Annotated in this window: 17 protein-coding genes and 1 riboswitch; of the genes, 12 read left to right on the top strand and 5 right to left on the bottom strand. The window is 41.2% G+C overall.

Going from position 1 to position 17,738, the window contains the following annotated elements; genetic code table 11:
• The first annotated feature begins 299 nt into the window (after nucleotides 1-299).
• The 6 genes from GKC25_RS14935 to GKC25_RS14910 all read left to right on the top strand — a co-directional run bounded on the left by GKC25_RS14935 (nucleotide 300) and on the right by GKC25_RS14910 (nucleotide 6,606).
• Nucleotides 300-2,315 carry a Na+/H+ antiporter gene (locus GKC25_RS14935; RefSeq protein ID WP_034659982.1) on the top strand — a complete coding sequence of 672 codons (2,016 nt, stop codon included), beginning with the start codon at nucleotides 300-302 and terminating at the stop codon, nucleotides 2,313-2,315.
• A gap of 63 nt (nucleotides 2,316-2,378) precedes the next feature.
• Nucleotides 2,379-3,248: an ROK family protein gene (locus GKC25_RS14930; protein WP_034659981.1), complete on the top strand. Its 870-nt coding sequence runs from the start codon at nucleotides 2,379-2,381 to the stop codon at nucleotides 3,246-3,248.
• Between the two features lie 69 nt (nucleotides 3,249-3,317).
• The gene (locus GKC25_RS14925) at nucleotides 3,318-4,163 is read left to right on the top strand and encodes an aldo/keto reductase (RefSeq protein ID WP_034659979.1); all 846 of its coding nucleotides are present in this window, start codon (nucleotides 3,318-3,320) and stop codon (nucleotides 4,161-4,163) included.
• Between the two features lie 229 nt (nucleotides 4,164-4,392).
• Nucleotides 4,393-4,896 carry a hypothetical protein gene (locus GKC25_RS14920; protein WP_095285784.1) on the top strand — a complete coding sequence of 168 codons (504 nt, stop codon included), beginning with the start codon at nucleotides 4,393-4,395 and terminating at the stop codon, nucleotides 4,894-4,896.
• Nucleotides 4,897-5,006: 110 nt separating this feature from the next.
• Nucleotides 5,007-5,669: an ATP-binding cassette domain-containing protein gene (locus GKC25_RS14915; RefSeq protein ID WP_095285785.1), complete on the top strand. Its 663-nt coding sequence runs from the start codon at nucleotides 5,007-5,009 to the stop codon at nucleotides 5,667-5,669.
• Nucleotides 5,644-6,606 carry an ABC transporter permease gene (locus GKC25_RS14910; RefSeq protein WP_095285786.1) on the top strand — a complete coding sequence of 321 codons (963 nt, stop codon included), beginning with the start codon at nucleotides 5,644-5,646 and terminating at the stop codon, nucleotides 6,604-6,606. The genes GKC25_RS14915 and GKC25_RS14910 overlap by 26 nt, the downstream gene beginning before the upstream one ends.
• A gap of 29 nt (nucleotides 6,607-6,635) precedes the next feature.
• On the opposite strand, the gene modB is transcribed toward GKC25_RS14910, so the two are convergent.
• From modB to GKC25_RS14890, 4 genes are all read right to left on the bottom strand, one after another.
• On the bottom strand, nucleotides 6,636-7,301 hold the full coding sequence (modB, locus tag GKC25_RS14905) for a molybdate ABC transporter permease subunit (RefSeq protein WP_106038192.1): 666 nt from the start codon (nucleotides 7,299-7,301) through the stop codon (nucleotides 6,636-6,638).
• Nucleotides 7,301-8,077, bottom strand: coding sequence for a molybdate ABC transporter substrate-binding protein (gene modA, locus GKC25_RS14900; protein WP_034659976.1), 777 nt, complete (start codon nucleotides 8,075-8,077; stop codon nucleotides 7,301-7,303). The genes modB and modA overlap by 1 nt, the downstream gene beginning before the upstream one ends.
• Before the next feature lie 151 nt (nucleotides 8,078-8,228).
• A complete protein-coding gene (locus tag GKC25_RS14895) occupies nucleotides 8,229-10,079 on the bottom strand; it encodes an LTA synthase family protein (RefSeq protein ID WP_187704158.1) in 1,851 nt (616 codons plus the stop codon).
• A 125-nt stretch (nucleotides 10,080-10,204) separates the two neighbouring features.
• Nucleotides 10,205-10,696 (bottom strand): metal-dependent hydrolase, encoded by a 492-nt coding sequence (locus GKC25_RS14890; protein WP_187704157.1) that lies wholly within the window; start codon nucleotides 10,694-10,696, stop codon nucleotides 10,205-10,207.
• 171 nt (nucleotides 10,697-10,867) lie between these two features.
• On the opposite strand from GKC25_RS14890, the gene GKC25_RS14885 reads away from it, so the two are divergent.
• From GKC25_RS14885 to GKC25_RS14875, 3 genes are all read left to right on the top strand, one after another.
• A complete protein-coding gene (locus tag GKC25_RS14885) occupies nucleotides 10,868-11,296 on the top strand; it encodes a MarR family winged helix-turn-helix transcriptional regulator (RefSeq protein WP_034659971.1) in 429 nt (142 codons plus the stop codon).
• Between the two features lie 82 nt (nucleotides 11,297-11,378).
• On the top strand, nucleotides 11,379-11,522 hold the full coding sequence (sspJ, locus tag GKC25_RS14880) for a small acid-soluble spore protein SspJ (protein WP_034659969.1): 144 nt from the start codon (nucleotides 11,379-11,381) through the stop codon (nucleotides 11,520-11,522).
• A gap of 121 nt (nucleotides 11,523-11,643) precedes the next feature.
• Nucleotides 11,644-11,822, top strand: a riboswitch (Lysine riboswitch).
• Between the two features lie 192 nt (nucleotides 11,823-12,014).
• On the top strand, nucleotides 12,015-13,421 hold the full coding sequence (locus tag GKC25_RS14875) for an amino acid permease (protein WP_034659967.1): 1,407 nt from the start codon (nucleotides 12,015-12,017) through the stop codon (nucleotides 13,419-13,421).
• A gap of 35 nt (nucleotides 13,422-13,456) precedes the next feature.
• On the opposite strand, the gene GKC25_RS14870 is transcribed toward GKC25_RS14875, so the two are convergent.
• On the bottom strand, nucleotides 13,457-14,395 hold the full coding sequence (locus GKC25_RS14870) for an iron-hydroxamate ABC transporter substrate-binding protein (RefSeq protein WP_342689840.1): 939 nt from the start codon (nucleotides 14,393-14,395) through the stop codon (nucleotides 13,457-13,459).
• 259 nt (nucleotides 14,396-14,654) lie between these two features.
• On the opposite strand from GKC25_RS14870, the gene GKC25_RS14865 reads away from it, so the two are divergent.
• From GKC25_RS14865 to GKC25_RS14855, 3 genes are read left to right on the top strand one after another with little or no spacing between them, the layout of a single operon-like run.
• A complete protein-coding gene (locus GKC25_RS14865) occupies nucleotides 14,655-15,707 on the top strand; it encodes a FecCD family ABC transporter permease (RefSeq protein WP_034659963.1) in 1,053 nt (350 codons plus the stop codon).
• A complete protein-coding gene (locus GKC25_RS14860; protein WP_034659961.1) occupies nucleotides 15,708-16,730 on the top strand; it encodes a FecCD family ABC transporter permease in 1,023 nt (340 codons plus the stop codon).
• 19 nt (nucleotides 16,731-16,749) lie between these two features.
• A complete protein-coding gene (locus tag GKC25_RS14855; protein ID WP_060597288.1) occupies nucleotides 16,750-17,565 on the top strand; it encodes an ABC transporter ATP-binding protein in 816 nt (271 codons plus the stop codon).
• Nucleotides 17,566-17,738 lie beyond the last annotated feature (173 nt).

Raw genomic sequence — 17,738 nt, 5'->3', positions numbered from 1 at the left:
CTTTTTTTTGTGTTTGATACGAGCTGGATGTCAGCAGGTAATGGAGTTTTCGTGTAAAATAAAAGCAGGGTCTTTTTGTTCATCATTAGAACAATACATGTGATGAAAATTTTGTCAGCTGGCTGAATATCTGGATTCAGCCTTTTTTTGCCTAGATGGATTGTTATGTGTTGGTTTCACATTTTGCGGAATACTAAAGAAGCACCTATGATCGGACGGATGAATCAACATGGAATGAACACATCTTTACATGTAAGCAAAACTTGACGAAAAAATTGAAATAGGAGGGACACGTACTAGTGGAGATTTTTTTGGCAGTGCTCGTATTACTAGCACTCATCGCATCATCTAATATTATCAATCGTTTTGTCCCCTTTATTCCAGTCCCGTTAATTCAAGTGGGCTTAGGAATATTGGTGGCAGCTTTTCCTTCAGGTTTACATATTTCTTTAAATCCCGAACTATTCTTCGTTTTATTCATTGCGCCGCTGTTATTTAATGACGGGAAGCGTACCCCAAGGGACGAGCTGTGGAAATTAAGAGCGCCGATTCTTCTGTTAGCCCTAGGGTTAGTATTTGCGACAGTCATTGTAGCAGGATATACCATCCATTGGATGATCCCAAGCATTCCGCTTCCAGCCGCATTTGCGCTTGCAGCGATTTTATCACCGACAGATGTGGTAGCAGTCAGTGCTCTTTCCAGCCGTGTGAACATGCCAAAGGGTATCATGAGGCTGCTGGAAGGCGAGGGATTGATGAACGATGCATCAGGACTTGTTGCCTTTAAATTTGCCATTGCAGCAACAGTAACTGGCGCTTTTTCAATTGCTGAGGCATCCTTTAGCTTTGTCCTGATTGCCGCAGGTGGTCTATTGACTGGATTTATTCTATCCTTTTTTATCATTCGTTTTCGCTATTTCCTCCGCCGTCTAGGAATGGACGATGTCACGATGCACATCATCCTGCAAATTCTTACACCATTTGTCATCTATTTAGCAGCGGAAGAAATTGGTGTATCCGGTATTTTAGCGGTTGTTGCTGGCGGTGTGACACATGCCATTGAGCAGGATCGAATGGAAGCAAATTTAGCCAAACTGCAAATTGCTTCGTCAAACACATGGAATATTATTTTATTTATTTTAAACGGACTTGTTTTCGTTATCCTTGGATTGCAGATTCCTGATGTATCGACGGTCATTTTCCAGGATGAAGCCTTTAATAATATGCAGGTCATCAGTTACATCTTAATCATCACGCTGTGTCTTATGATCCTGAGGTTCTTATGGGTATGGCTGTTCTGGGCAGGGAATTGGAGTGCAACGAAAAAGCAAAACGTGAAAAAACCGAAGCTTCGCGCCTCGATGCTCATGACATTCTCTGGTGTTCGTGGGGCTGTGACATTAGCCGGTGCCTTCTCCATCCCATTTACACTTGCGGACGGATCACCGTTTCCTGAACGGCATTTGATTATTTTCCTCGCAGCAGGCGTCATCTTATGTACACTCATTTTAGCTAGTGTGCTACTGCCTCTTTTATCTGAGAAAAAAGACAAGCAAATCGCCGTGGACTTGGATACAAAGATTCAGCATGCGAAACGGAAGCTGCTAAGAAGTGCCATTAAAACCTTAAGAGAAGGGATGAATGAAGACAACAGGGAAGTGTCTCTTGCACTCATCAATGATTACCGAATGAAGCTGCGCAATATCCAGCGTGAACCGTATCAATTCGGGATGAGAAAACAAGAGAGAAAAATCAGGCTGCACGGAATCAAAGCTGAGCAGATGAAGCTGCAACAGCTCATTGAGGAAGAGAAAATCGATAAAGAAGAAGCCTATGAGCTGCAAGAAAGATTTCATGAGCTCGAAATGCTGTATTCAAACTCCTTCAAAATCCGTTTTTCAAAAGTGAAGTTTCTGCGCTTGCTTCAATGGCTCCAATTATGGCGGCCGAATCAGCACGTTTCCAGCGGCATTTTAGAAAACGAGGGCTCGTACAAACAAATCCGTAAGAAAACGGCTGAGGCTGCTGTGGACTCGATCAAACAGCATATGACCGATGAAAATAAACAAACGTGTCATCAAGTGATTGGTTTTTACAACCAAGTCATTTATCGATGTGAACACGGTCCAAGCTTCTTTCAGCAAAAAGACCGTTCATTTGACCGGAAGAAAAAAGAGCTTAACTTCCAAGCTGTACAGACAATACGAAATGAAATTCAAACTTTGTATGAAGATGGTGAAATCAATCGTGACATTGCCCATCATTTAAGGGAGTATATCAATGACATGGAAGCTGTTCTCCTGACCAATACGTAATGTTGTCATCTTTTCCCCTATGTTTTATGATGAGGAAAGAGAACGAGCAGGGGGAGATCAATAATGGCGTATTATGGAGCAATTGAAGCTGGCGGTACAAAGTTTTGTTGTGCAATCGGCAATGAGCATGGGGACATTCTCGAGGAAATGACGATTCCGACAGAGCACCCAGAAAAAACATTACAAAAGCTCATTCCATTTTTCGAGCAGCATGACATTGAAGCATTAGGGGTCGGCTCCTTTGGACCAATCTGTGTTCAAAAAGACGATCCTTCTTACGGTTATATCATGAACACGCCGAAAGTAGAGTGGAAGCATTACCCGTTCATTCCAGAGCTAGAGAAGCAATTACGGGTCCCAGTATCCTTTACAACAGATGTTAATGCGGCAGCCTTAGGTGAATTAACAAAAGGAGCAGCCAAAGGGCTGAATAGCTGTATGTATATCACGGTCGGTACGGGTATCGGTGCTGGCGCTGTTGTAAAAAACGAACTTCTTCACGGTCATTCGCACCCAGAGATGGGGCACATCCTTGTCAGGCAGCATGAATCAGACCCGTTTGAAGGAGTCTGCCCAGCGCATGGGACGTGTTTAGAAGGACTGGCAGCTGGCCCAGCGATTGAGAAAAGGTGGGGGAAATCTGCCAAAGAGCTCACGGAGGAAGAATCAGTTTGGGCACTTGAAGCTGATTATTTGGCGCAGGCGCTGATGCAGTACTCGCTCATTTTAAGCCCAGAGCGCATCATGATGGGCGGGGGCGTCATGAAGCAAAAACAGCTGTTTCCACTGATTCGAGAGAAGCTTGCTGCTTATCTCAATGATTATGTAGACCTGCCGCCGCTTGATACATACATTGTCTCTCCTGGACTTGAGGACAAGGCTGGCATGACAGGTGCTTTGCTGTTAGCCATCGAAGCGAAGAAAAATGCCTGATAATAGAGTTTTAATGGACAACGTGAGATAATGAAAAAGATGGAATCTATGAAAAAGGTGGTTGTTAAAATGGTCAAAAGCTTGAATGATACCGTAACACTGAATAACGGAGTGGAAATGCCTTGGTTTGGTTTAGGTGTATTCAAAGTGGAGGACGGCAATCAAGTGGTAGATGCCGTAAAAGCAGCCATACGAAACGGATACCGCAGTATTGATACAGCTGCCGTTTATAAAAATGAGACAGGCGTAGGCAAAGCGATTAAAGAATCTGGCGTGAAACGAGAAGACTTGTTCATTACGTCTAAAGTATGGAACACGGATCAAGGCTATGACAAAGCGCTGGCTGCGTTTGACGCAAGCTTGAATCGATTAGGTCTTGATTACTTAGACCTCTATTTGATTCATTGGCCTGGCCCAAATGCAGATACATTTAAAGACACATGGCGTGCGCTTGAGACGCTTTACAAGGATGGGAAAGTTAGAGCCATAGGCGTCAGCAACTTCTACATTCAGCATTTAGAAGAGCTGTTAAAAGATGCTGAGGTTGTTCCAGCCGTGAACCAAGTTGAATTTCATCCGAAACTGACACTTGTCGAACTGCGTCAATACGCAAAAGAAAAAGGCATTCAAATTGAAGCATGGTCTCCGCTGATGCAAGGAAAGCTATTAGATCATGACGTATTGAAAGACATTGCTGCACGCTACAACAAATCTGTTGCGCAAGTCATCTTGCGCTGGGATCTGCAAAGCGGCGTCGTGACGATTCCTAAATCAATCAACGAAGAACGCATTAAACAAAATGCAGATATTTTTGATTTCGAACTATCCAAAGAAGACATGGAAAAAATCGATGCATTAAACAACAACGAGCGCGTCGGCTCGAATCCAGAGACGATGACGGTTGGGTTTGAATAATAATGAAATAGAATAATTATAAGAACACCTTTCGATAGGCGTAGGAGTGATACACTTCTATGACTAATGGAAAGGTGTTTTTTCTATTAATGAAAGACATTCTATGATCCTAAGTTATCTTGAAAAAGGAGAAGAACTCCTTAAATCTACCTTAAATATCATGAAATTCATGGGACAATAAAGAATTAGATGGTAAATTATTAATTGTAAATAAAAGGAGGTTAATTATATGAAAAAATTCATTCTTGGCTTGTCGTTAACTTTGGGTGCCACGATCCTACCTACGACATTTGCCGAAGCAACAAATGTTGATTTAAGTAAGGAGCAAAAAGTAATTCAAGAAGATTATTCTAGTAGTACCATGTATGTACAAACAATAAAGGAAACGAATAAAGGTGTGATGTCTACAAGTGCATCGAAAGTGTATGCGAAAAGGCTAACCACATCTAGAGGGAGCTTTATGGCATGGTCAAAATCATATGTTGATTGGAAATATTCTTCGGGTAAAGTCAAATCGAGTTCTGGTTCTCAAGATGCGGGCTATGTCTTCCCTAACAAAGTAGTAAAAAATGGTTCTAAAAGATACTATAAGGGATCTAAACTTCATAAATGGGCACATAAAACAACCCTTAAATTTGGAACACCCACTCCGTGGGGAGATGTTACCTTTGTGAGTAACTCTTTTACAGATCGAGTTTGGGTTAATGGAAAAGGGAAACATGGTTGGGATTAATATTATAGATTAATAGAAAAGGCGCTACTTAAGAACTATTTACAAATCATAGTAGCGCTGTTTAAATATTATAAATAATCTCAAAAAATAGTAAGAGGAGTTTTTGGAAAATGATCCATGTAAAAGGATTGACAAAAACATATCGACATCAGCCTGTATTTGAAGATTTACATATTCAAATAAAACATCAAAAAATAAATTTCATCATGGGGAAGAATGGATCTGGTAAAACAACTTTTATGAAATGTTTACTCCAGTTAGAACATTATGAAGGGGAGATCTTGTATAATCATCAGCCAATTGATCAAGTAAGAAATGAAATTCAGGTTATGTATGATGATTCACCACTCTATTTGAATCTAAACGGTTATCAAAATATACGATTATTGTTAAATAGCCCTTTTGACCAAAAAAAGTGTGATACACTGGCAAGGGAATATCTACCACATGAGATCCTCAAAAAGAAGGTCAAACATTACTCTTATGGTCAAAAAAAGAAATTGAGTTTCATATTCATTGCATTAACAAAACCAACTTATTTGTTCTTAGATGAGATATCAAATGGTTTAGATTATGGAACAATGATGGAATTAAAAGCAATGATTAAGAAGTGGTCTAAAGACATGACCATTATAGCTACAGGTCATCAGTTTGAATTTTATTCATCCATTGTTGATGAATTGTTTATTTTAAAAGACAAATCAATGATTCAAATCCATGACTTTCAGGAAAAAGGAGAGGATTTGGGTGACATTTATCAAGCATATCTTTAAATTAATGAAAAAAGAGCTTTTATATCAATATTATGCTAAAACATTTCTTATCTTGTTTATTCCATTGATGCTGATTTCGTTATGGAATGTTTATGCACAATATGAAACAACAAAATCCAACTATGCCCAATATGTAAAAACAGAAAGTGAATATAAGGAGCTCGGCATTGATATAAAAAAGGCTTTGACGATGCCAGTTAACATAGAAGAAGGAGAATTAGCAGGTGCTGAAGGAGAAGTCGTAGAAAATGTCTTAAAATATGATTATGAGAAGTTTATTCAATCACTTCATTTGATGGAGCCAACTCAAGTCATTTCAACTAATTTAGAATGGATGGGTTTTATCTTTTATCCACTTGTATTTGGTTTATATGCGATCTATTTAGCGACATATGATGTGAAATATAAAACGATGAAAATTAAAGCGGTTCAATATCAGTGGAACGATGTTTTGTTTTCAAAGCAACTGTCTCTTTATGTAATCATTCTATTTTTAATTCCAATTCTTTCTCTTATTTCATATATGGCTAGCCATATCTTTTATTCTGTAATATCAAAAGATATATCTGTTCAATTGTTTACATATAAAGATAGTACCGAACATTCTATACTGCTTCAATTAATGTTTGTTGTATGTACAAGCTGGTTATTTAGTACACTTGTTTTTTATTTAGGTAGTTTATGTCGTAGTTTTATTTTATCTGTGGTTATCTATATGGTCTATTTTTTATTGATCCCAAACTTAGGTGTCTTTGATTTAAAAAACATGATCGCCAACTTAGCTTTGCATCTGTTTTCTTTTAAAGGGAACTACCAATTATTTGTGCCTATTCCCATGAATATAACCACAATTCTAATCTGCATTTCATTGCTTATCTGCTTGTCATCCTTGCTGACTTATACTATGGTAAAACGGCAAAGTAAATATGTAGTATAAATCCCCCTATTCTCACATAGAGGGATTTTTTATGTACTGCTTCTTCGCACAGCCAAAAGCATAATAAAAGATAAGATCACAATACAAATCGTCCAGGACCAAGCAAGTTCCATTCGTCCTGAATCAATCGCCACATAGATAGCGGTTGGGAGTGTTTGAGTTTTTCCTGGGATGTTGCCGGCAAACATTAAGGTCGCTCCGAATTCTCCAAGGGCTCTTGCAAAGCTGAGGACGCTGCCAGACAGCAGGGAAGGCAGGGCAAGAGGTACCGTAATATAGGCAAAGACTTGGAATGAATGTGCACCATCTACTTTTGCAGCCCCTTCTATATCTGACTCAATCGTAGAAAAGCCAGCCTTTGCTGATTGATACATGAGCGGGAATGCCACAACTGTCGATGCAATGACCGCCGCCCACCATGTGAAAATGACCGGCTGATGGAAGATCCATTCAATCGCGCCCCCTATTACACTATGCTTTCCGAATACGACGAGCAATAAAAAGCCAACGACTGTTGGCGGGAGAACGAGTGGCATCATCAGGAACGTTTCCACAATCATTTTCCCCTTAAAAGTTGTTCGCGCCATCCAAAAGCCGACCGTTGTGCCAAAAACAGTGGCCAACAGCCCGCTGACGATGGCAACTTGAACGGACAGCCAAATGGGAGATAGAAATTCTTCAGTCAGCATAAGCATTATGACACTTGAAAGCCGTATTTCTTAAAAATCGATGTGGCTGTATCTGATTGAAGAAATTGAAAAAAGGTCTTGGCTTCCGTTAGATGTTCTGTCCCTTTTACAATCCCTACTGGATATATAACCGGGGAGTGCATGTCCGGATTTGCCTCAGCTGCAATCTTTACTTTTTTGGAAACGAGGGCGTCTGTTTTATACACAACACCTGCTTCTACATTTCCTGTTTCGACGTAGCTTAGGACTTGCCGCACATCCTTGCCGTAGACAGCATTCTTTTTCACTTGGTCCCATATGTTCAGTTGTGTGAAGATCTCTTTGCCATATGTACCAGCAGGAACCGATTCAGGTGTGCCAAGAGCAATCTTTCCTTTTACGTGCCGGACGTCTTGAAAGCTTTTAATAGAGGAAGAGCCATCTTTTGGCACAATAAGGACTAGCTCATTTTGTATAGCGTCCTTGATATAATCTTGATCAATGTCTCCAGATTGAACAAGTTCATCGAAGGGCTCCTCAGCTGCTGAGAAAAAAAGATCCGCTTTTGCTCCTTGAGCGATTTGCTGCTTCAATGCGCCAGATGACCCGAAATTATTCGTTAAGGTCACATTCGGATGCTGCTTGTGAAAGGAGGCTTCAATTTCCTTTAGTGCATCCTGAAGGCTTGCCGCTGCTGAAATCACAAGCTCTGTTTTTTTATTCGAATTAGATGGCTTCATCTCTGTTTGGCATCCACTCAGGAGCAAACATATGGAGATGAAGGCTAAGAATGTATACTTCATGTTCACACCTCTTATCATTCAATATCATGTGGTTCCCTTTATTATAAGCAAACTTATTTGAGCATTCATAGGCTTTCAGTAAAAAGAGAAAAGAAAAAGCCGCCAAATGGCGACTTTCAGCGTGAAGATAAAAGGGATCGTTTTATCCTGTTTACTTCTGATAAAAACGCAGCAAATTCCCATTGATCAACTTGTCTGATAAGGAGAGCTCTTTATTGGCTTTTTCTATATAAGGCTGACATACCTCATCCTGCTTCACGGGTTCTTTTGTTTTTTGATCATAGCAGGTGTTCTTTGTATAGAGATAATCATCTGTAATAAAGTTCCCGTTTCTCAGTACAGCGAAAGGCGTCCGTTCATTTGAAAATAAATCATTGCCGAATTGAATGGCATCCTTCGTTTCAATCCCAAGTAAGTGAAGAAGTGTCGGCTTTACGTCCATTTGACCAGCTGTTTCAGAAATGGTCTGCGGTGCTTGATCCGTGACACCTGGAATGTAAATCAAAAAGGGTACCCGCTGTAGTTTGACCGCATCAAACGGCGTAATTTCCTCTTTATTGAGCAGCTGTGCCATTGCCTCATGATGTGCCTCTGAGATGCCATAGTGGTCACCCATAAGGACAAACATCGTATTGTCATACAATCCTTCTTCTTTCATACGGTCAAAAAACATCTTAATCGCTTCATCTTGATAGCGGACGGTCGTCACATAGCGGTTTAAAATGGTACTGGACGAATCATATTCATCAATAAACTGATCCTTCGGGTCAATTTCAAATGGAAAATGATTGGTCAGTGTAATGAATGTGCTGTAATAAGGTTGCTTCAACTTTTTTAAATGATCAATGGATTGATCAAAGAAGTCGATATCTTTTAAGCCCCAGCCAGTTGAATTCCGTTCATTGACATGATATGAATCGACATCATAAAAACGATCAATTCCCAGCGATTCATACATCACATCACGATTCCAAAACGTTTTATTATTCGCATGAAATTGGACGGCTTGATAGTTTTCCTTTTTCAACTGCTTGTATAACGTGTCATATTCGTTGTCACTCGCTGTGAAAAAGACAGCGCCGCTGCTAGAAGGGTAGAGGGAATTAGCGACAATAAACTCTGAATCCGACGTCTTCCCCTGCTCTGTTTGTTGATAAAATTCATCAAAATAAAAACTCTTTTTAGCCAGTTGATTTAAAAAGGGAGTGATGGATTGTCCATTCACCTTTTGATTCATGACAAATTGCTGCGTCGATTCAAGTGAAATGAACACAACGTTCTTGCCTTTAGCAAGTCCAAAATACTCTTCGTTTGGTGCGCTGTAATCAGCCTTTGTGTAGTTTGCTACAGTAGAAAGCGTATCTTCATCTGCAAAGGCCTTTTGTCCAATGCGTGCCGTTTGGGCAGCACCGTCATACAGATGAAATTGGAAAAGCCCGAGGTTTCTGACAATGACTTCACGATCATAAGAGCTTGTCAGAAATCGAGGGTGATCCATCATAGCTGAGCTGACATGAAACAATAAGAAGCTGCAGCAGACCGCATAATACGTTTTGATCGTCTTGAATGACGCTTTTGGGGCTAATGGTTTGCGCTTGAGCAGCCATGCCAGTACCACAAAATCAATGAGCATCAGCACAAAGAGCGGGTGGAATAATTCCGTCATACTGCTGCCCATATCTCCCATGTTCTTCGCTTGGAATAACACGGGAATGGTAATGAAATCAATATAAAAACCATAAAAGATCGTATTCGAGATGAGAATCGCCGTTAGAATAAAATTTGCGGTCAATAAAAAAAACTTTTGGTTGGTTTCATTTAAAAAAAGAGCAATCCCAAACAAAGGGAGCAAAAAGCTAAGTGGATTGATCAAAAGCAGCCATTCATGAAACAGATTGGCCGTTCGTATGTGAAATCCGAATTGATAAATGATGTATGTTTTCATCCACATGAAAAGGATGGAATACACTAAAAACCAGTGGTTTTTGAAAAACGCTTTCATTTATGTATCTCCTCACCATTCTGTATTCAGCTGCAAGGCAAAAACACTTATCTTAAACCTACTAAAAAAATGAGGAATGATCAATTCATATCCTGTCTTTTTCGCAAAACTCTTTTTTTATTCTGTTAGAACTGGATTGGGATGGATATGCCGCAGATGACGGCGATGTAATAGCAGGTGACGACGGTGAGAGCAGCTAGTACGACTTGTTCTCCTGTGCTGCCTGTTTTGACATAGAAGGGGAGACGCACTTTAATGGAAGCTGGAAATAAAAATTTAATGCCGTTCACTGTTCCTGCATCAAGGATAAGGTGGCTCGCCATTCCAACGAGTAAACCGGTACTTAAGCTGTCATTTGGAATGTATGTTGTCGCGAGAAAATAAATGATCAGTAGGAATAATAAACTGTGTGTAAATGTGCGATGACCGAACACGCTGCTGATCAGTGCCGAGAGCAGCGGAAATTTTCTGCCGATTTTACTTTTTGTATGGCAAAGATCGGGGATCAGAGCACCTGCTGATCCAGCTGCAGCCATGATGACTGGGTCGAGTCCGTAGTAGTAGGCGACGGCCGCTGAGGCGGCGATTCCGCCCATAATGTGTGTTTTTCCTGTCATGATGCGTACTCCTGTTCTATCTTTTGTTCAAGTACTCACTATATCAAGGGTCAATTCATTCAGCAAGGCTTATTTCTAAAGAAAAAGAGGACAAAAGGGTTGGCTGATTGGAAAAACATTCTATAATAAGGGGGAAGTCATGTTGATACTAACGATAAGGATGCGATTCGGATGAGTAATGCAGACATTTTAAAAGAAATTGTTCTCGTACATTATGAAGTCAGCCGTAAATTAAACCGCAAGTTACTTGAGTTAGAAAAAGACATCACGCCACCGCAGATATATGCTCTTTCTATTTTGATACAAGGCAAAGTATCACATGCCGAAGAGCTGAAACAAAGACTCTCCTTAAACCCAGGTGCAGCCTCCATTGCACTCAATAAATTATGTGAGCAGGGCTATATTCAGAGAGAACGTGACAAAGACGACCCCACGCTAGTCCGGTTAGAAGCTACGGAAAAAGGGGTAGCGATTTATGAAAAGCATACACGTCTTTTCGGAAAGGTGATTCAGCATATGATGTCAGACTTCACAAAGGAAGACTTAAAGACCTTTTTGACGTATTTGCAAAAAATGAGACAGACCTTTCATGATGATTGAGCCTTTCCACCTTGTATAATGCGGCGCACTGTAGCACAAATTATACAGGCAACCGCATTTTATGAAAAGGGAGGAAACAGCGATGTCATTTTTCCAAAAGGATAAAAAGGCGAAAAGCGAGCAAGACCACAAGCAAGTAGATCAGCTGTTAGAAGAAGCAAGCAAAGAGCTAGCAGGCGATCCGCTTCAGGAAGCTGTACAAAAGAAGAAAAACAACGATCAATAAGCAGGTAATAGGCAGAGAAATGATCCTCTGCCTTTTTTCTATGTTTTTCCCTTTGACAGATGTGAGAATGTTTGATAACCTTCGTGTAGTAAAAATGAATAGAAATCCTCACGCTATGTCTCAGTGAGGTAGAGGTTGCGCGGATGATGAGTCACTCATGGGAGAGATGGAATCGAAGATCATGAGAAAAAAGGCATCAGCGCCGAAGTGTAGAGAGAGCTCCAACTTTCTTTATGCTGGGTCTGCATTGAATAAATGCAGGACTGCCACGTCTTTGAAGCGTGGAGGGCTATCCGGAGATCAAGGTGTATGTTTTGAAAAGCATGGACTGTTGTTCAGGCTTTTTTTTATGTTCTGAGTATCTAAGATAAGGGTATGCTGTTAAGAAAGTGACCCATGATGAACATAAAGAATACAAGTCATTGCTTCACAAATATATCAATGAAGATACTGCCGGGTCTGGTCCGAAGTGAATATAACGGAGGTACGGAAATGGAACAGACAAAAAAATGGGGTTTTTGGTTATTGACGGCTTTTGTCGTCGGAAATATGGTAGGGTCAGGCATCTTTATGCTGCCAAGTACACTTGCCCAGCATGCCAGTCCTTTAGGTGTGACGATGGCATGGCTTGTCACAGGTGGCGGTGTGCTGATGATTGCACTTGTTTTTGGGCATTTGTCCATTCATAAGCCGCAGCTGACGGCTGGACCACAAAGTTATGCAAGAGCGCTTTTTAACGATCCGAAAAAAGGGAAAGCAGCCGGTTTTACAATGGTTTGGGGATATTGGGTGGCAAGCTGGATTAGTAATGTCGCAATTATTACGAGTCTTGCCGGTTATTTAACGACATTTTTCCCTATTCTCACCGTGAAGACGGAGATTTTCACCTTTGGAAAAGAAGCGATCACACTTGGTCAGCTGACAACCTTTATTGTATGTACCATTCTTCTCTGGGGAACACATACGATCTTAATTACAAGCTTAAGTGCTGCAAGTAAATTAAACTTTATTACGACCTTTTCAAAGGTACTTGGATTCGTCCTTTTTATTGTTGCGGGATTATTTGCATTCCAAACGGCATTATTTGAACATTATTACTTCCCAGTTTCAGCAGAAGGCGAAGGAGTGCTCGGACTTGGAGGCCAAATTCATCATGCGGCCATTTCCACACTATGGGCATTTATTGGCATCGAATCAGCTGTGATTTTATCAGGGAGAGCATCCTCGCAGCGCGATGTGAAACGTGCAACGATTACAGGTCTTTTAATCGCACTTTCCATCTACATGATTATTACATTGATTACAATGGGCGTCCTGCCGCATGATCAGTTGCAAGGCTCAGATAAACCATTCGTTGACGTGCTTCAGCTCATTATTGGACCGGCGGGCGGAATAGTCATGGCACTGCTTGCGATCATTTGTTTATTTGGCTCGATGCTTGGCTGGATCTTACTTGGTTCAGAAGTACCGTATCAAGCAGCAAAGGCTGGCGATTTCCCAGCAGTATTTGCAAAAACAAACAAAAAAGGCAGTCCTGTTTTTGCTTTGACGGTTACAAATATCATGTCACAACTGTTTATTTTCTCAGTGATGTCCCGTACGATTAATGAAGCTTTTACCTTTTTAACGACATCAGCGACACTTGCGTATCTCATTCCGTATATTGTGTCTTCGATCTATAGTTTTAAGGTCATCATGCAAGGTGACACGTATGATCTTCAAAAAGGGAAGCGAACAAGAGACGGAATCATTGCGCTTGTTGCGATGGGGTATTCCGCTTGGGTCATTATTTCAGGCACAGCTGATTTGAAAACATTTGGACTTGGCATCGGTCTGTTCTTAGTAGGTATTTTGCTTTATCCATTCATGTCAAAAGGATTCGCCAAAGGAACGGAATAAGGGAAACGTTTCTCCACATATGGAGAAACGTTTTTTTATGATGCGGATGTTAATCGGTCCACAATAAACTCAAGCTGTCCTTCTAGTGACACTGGGTCATTAAAGAAGTACCCGACAGGATCGATTTCAAATACGTGTTTATTTTGTACAGCAGGCAGTGATGTCCAAATGCTGCTTTCATACACTTGGTCTCCTTTACTTTTTGAACCACTCCATGGACTAGTGAAAATATAGTCGCCTGCGTATTCTGGCAGCTTTTCAAGGGAAATATTTGCATAGCCGACACCGCTGTCGATAGCGTCTTTTTTAACTGCCTTTGGCGCACGTAATTTCAGCTCGTCATAAATGATTTCGCCTCCGCGCGCAAAGGTGTTTCCAAAGATATAAATACCTTTATCAAAAGGCGACACGATTGAAACGGTTTTGCTGCCGACTGCTTTTGTTACTTTAGGCTTTACCTCAGCTATTTTTGTATCCCATTTTGTGATCCATTCTGCTGCTTTTTTCGGTGTCCCTGTCATTTTACCGAATTCTTTTAGCTGATCTTTAAAGGAATATTGATTGTATTTAATTGCAACGGTTGGAGCAATTTTTTTGTATTGATCAAATTTCTCGTCTTCTCCCCAAGCGATAATCATATCTGGCTTCAAAGCGGCTACCTTTTCGACAGAAGGGGTTGTTCCAAGGTTTTTGACACCATCCGTTTTTCCCTTATAGAAAGGGTTTTTAAAGATGGGTGCAGTTGCAGCAATTGGCGTCTTGCCAAGTGTCACGAGGTCTCCGTAGTAGCTTTCTGCCAGAAGCACAATTCGTTTCGGATCTTTAGGGAGTTTGACCTCACCTTTGACATCCTGATAGGTGATTGTGTCATTCTGGTTGGCGCCAGATTTTTTATTTGAAGTGCTGCCGCAAGCAGCTGTAAAAAGCATAAGAATGGCAAAGGAAATCAAAAGAAATCCAGATCGTTTTTTCACAAAGATTCTCTCCTATTCACTTTCTTTTGATAATGATTCTCAATTTCAATTATATCGTAACATGATGGGATGAAAATTGCATCGGCTATTTTAGGACCTAAAGAAAAATGGTGAATTTCTCCCGGTTTTTTGATGAAAATAAAGAAAATGTTCAGAACAATGATTTCAAAAAGAAAAGAAAATGATATACTAGACTTCGAGATTGATAATCATTATCACTGATAAGAAATAGATATGAACGGAAAGGAAGAGACTGGTTTTGGGCTCACAATCGAATAAACAGCTGCCAGCCAAGGACGATGCAATGGATATTGTCACGAAGCCCTTTGGAACAGCAGCTGTTGTCATCATAGGAATCGTCGCTTTAGCATTTGGTCTTTTTTTATCGGTATCATTAGGAGCGGCAAACATTCATCTACACACTGTATGGGAAGCCATTTTTCATTTTGATCCACAGAAAACTTCACATCAAATCATCCGGGAATTGAGGCTGCCGCGTACAGTTGGGGCTGCACTCGTCGGTGCCTTTTTAGCCGTATCAGGTGCCATTATGCAAGGGATGACAAGAAATGCGCTTGCGTCTCCTGAAATTATGGGCGTGACAAATGGCTCTGCATTTGCGATTGCTATAGCATTTGCGTTTTTCCCAGGCCAATCTTCTTTCACATTAATTCTTTGGTCATTTGCTGGAGCCGCACTCGGTGCATCTATTGTGTTTGGTGTCGGTACTCTGTCTAAGGGAGGACTGACCCCAGTGAAGCTCGCACTAGCGGGTACGGCGGTTGGGGCACTTTTAAGCTCCATCTCTTCAGCTATTGCCATCCGGTTTGACGTCGCTCAGGACATGAGCTTTTGGTATGCGGGCGGCGTGGCAGGTGTGAATTGGAGCAACATTCAGGTCATTATTCCAGTCGCCATTGCAGGACTTTTGATTGCGATGATCCTTGCTCGCTCGATCACTGTACTGAGCTTAGGTGATGAATTGGCTAAAGGGCTCGGGCAGTATACGAAAACGGTCAAGGTGCTAGGAATATTGGTCGTAATTCTTTTAACCGGTGCTGCTGTGTCGGTGGCAGGCTCAATTGGTTTTATCGGGCTTGTCATTCCCCATGTCACTAGATTCTTGGTCGGAGTGGACTATCGATGGATTATCCCTTGCTCAGCTATTTTAGGTGCCATTTTGTTAATTTATGCAGACATTGCTGCAAGGCTGGTCAATGCTCCATTTGAAACGCCAGTCGGTGCCATTACTGCGATTATAGGCGTTCCTTTCTTCTTATATTTAGCTAGACGTGAAAGGAGCGGAATTTAAATGGAAATGGTGCAGCAGGCAAAGAAAAAGAAATATAAACGAACGATGCTCATGATCTTTTTAGCCATCGTCGCGGTATTTCTGATTAGTTTAAATACCGGAGAAATTCGTATTTCTCCGATAGATACATTGAAAACATTTTTTGGATTCGGAAGTGAAATGGATGAGCTGGTGCTGTTCGAATTCAGACTTCCAAGAATGATCATCGCTTTACTTGTTGGTGCTTCCATCGCTGTATCAGGAGCTATCTGGCAAGGTGTTTCTCAAAATGGCTTGGCTGATCCCGGTATTCTTGGTGTGAATGCGGGCGCAGGATTTGCCGTTGTGCTCTTTATCTTTGCATTCCAAGGCACGATGTCGAACTTAGGTAATTTGACGATTTTTGTACTGCCGCTTTTCGCATTTGCAGGTGCAGGCTTTGCTGCATTTCTCATCTATGTGTTAGCGTGGAAAAAAGGCATCACACCTGTTCGATTGATTTTAACGGGAATTGGCGTTAATGCTGCGTTTTCAGCAGCAATTGTGGTCATTCAATTAAAAATGAGCCCAAATGATTTTAACCAAGCCATCGTGTGGTTATCAGGAAGCATTTGGGGCTCAAGCTGGACGTATGTCCTTTCTGTTCTGCCATGGATGCTCATTTTCCTTGTGTTAGCGCTTGTGAGAGCACGCTACTTAAATATCATGAATTTAGGTGACCAGCTGTCCTATGGCTTAGGGATTTCGGTTCATAAAGAAAGAAGCTTTCTGATGCTGATTGCCGTTGCATTAGCAGGTGCAAGTGTCGCTGTTGCAGGTAGTATCTCGTTCCTAGGGTTAGCCGCACCGCACTTGGCGAGAAAGCTTGTTGGGCCAAAGCATCAAGGAATGATACCGGCCTCCGCATTGATTGGCGCACTGTTATTATTACTGGCAGATACACTTGGCCGCGTCATACTTGCACCATCAGAGGTACCAGTTGGTCTTGTTGTTTCTGCTTTAGGCGCACCTTACTTCATTTACTTATTGATGAAAACGAACTAATGAGGAAGGAGAAAAACATATGAAATCGCTCGAAACAGAAAAACTTTGTATCGGTTATCAGGACCGTTTGATTGTAGATGATTTAAATATCAGTATCCCAAAAGGCAAGGTGACAACACTGATCGGGCCGAATGGATGCGGGAAATCAACGATTTTAAAAACAATGTCCCGGATCATGAAGTCCCATCAAGGAGCTGTTTACTTAAATGGCCAGGCTATTCATCAAACGCCTACAAAAGAAATTTCAAAACAAATGGCGATCTTACCGCAAACGCCCGAAGCACCAAGCGGACTGACAGTGTATGAGCTTGTGTCATATGGACGTTTTCCGCATCAAAATGGATTTGGGCGCTTATCAAATGAAGATAAACGAATCATCAGATGGGCACTTGAGGAAACGGGCATGATCGCTTTTCATGATAGGCCAATTGAAGCACTTTCCGGTGGACAGCGTCAGCGTGTATGGATTGCGATGGCACTTGCCCAGGAAACAGAACTGCTTCTATTAGATGAGCCAACGACGTATTTGGATCTTGCACATCAGCTCGAGATTCTTCAGCTGTTAGAACGGTTAAACAGAGAGCAGGGACGAACTGTGTTGATGGTCATTCATGATTTGAATCATGCGGCACGTTTTTCTCATTACATGATTGCCCTCAATCAAGGAAAAGTCATCAAAGATGGGACGCCTCATGAGGTCATGACCAAAGAGGTGCTTGGTCAGGTATTCCACATTGATGCAGAAATTGTACTTGATCCTAGAACAAATAAGCCGATCTGTTTAACATATGACTTAATGAATCATGAAAGAAAGCTAGAAGCTGTGAATGGATAATAGAAGTAAAAGGAACTCGGTGGAATAGCCGAGTTTTTTTGCGTCTCTGAAACTTCCTAGTACTGCCATTTTCTCCAGTTGATATTTTTTCGCTTTTATGCAGAAAAGAGGTACTTTTTTACTTTAGACAATGGTAATATACGGTTAGAGATCATAGCTAGAAAGGAAAGAGA

The organism is Bacillus pumilus (assembly GCF_038738535.1).
Classification (GTDB): Bacteria; Bacillota; Bacilli; order Bacillales; family Bacillaceae; genus Bacillus.
This window is presented reverse-complemented; position numbering and strand designations above follow the sequence as displayed.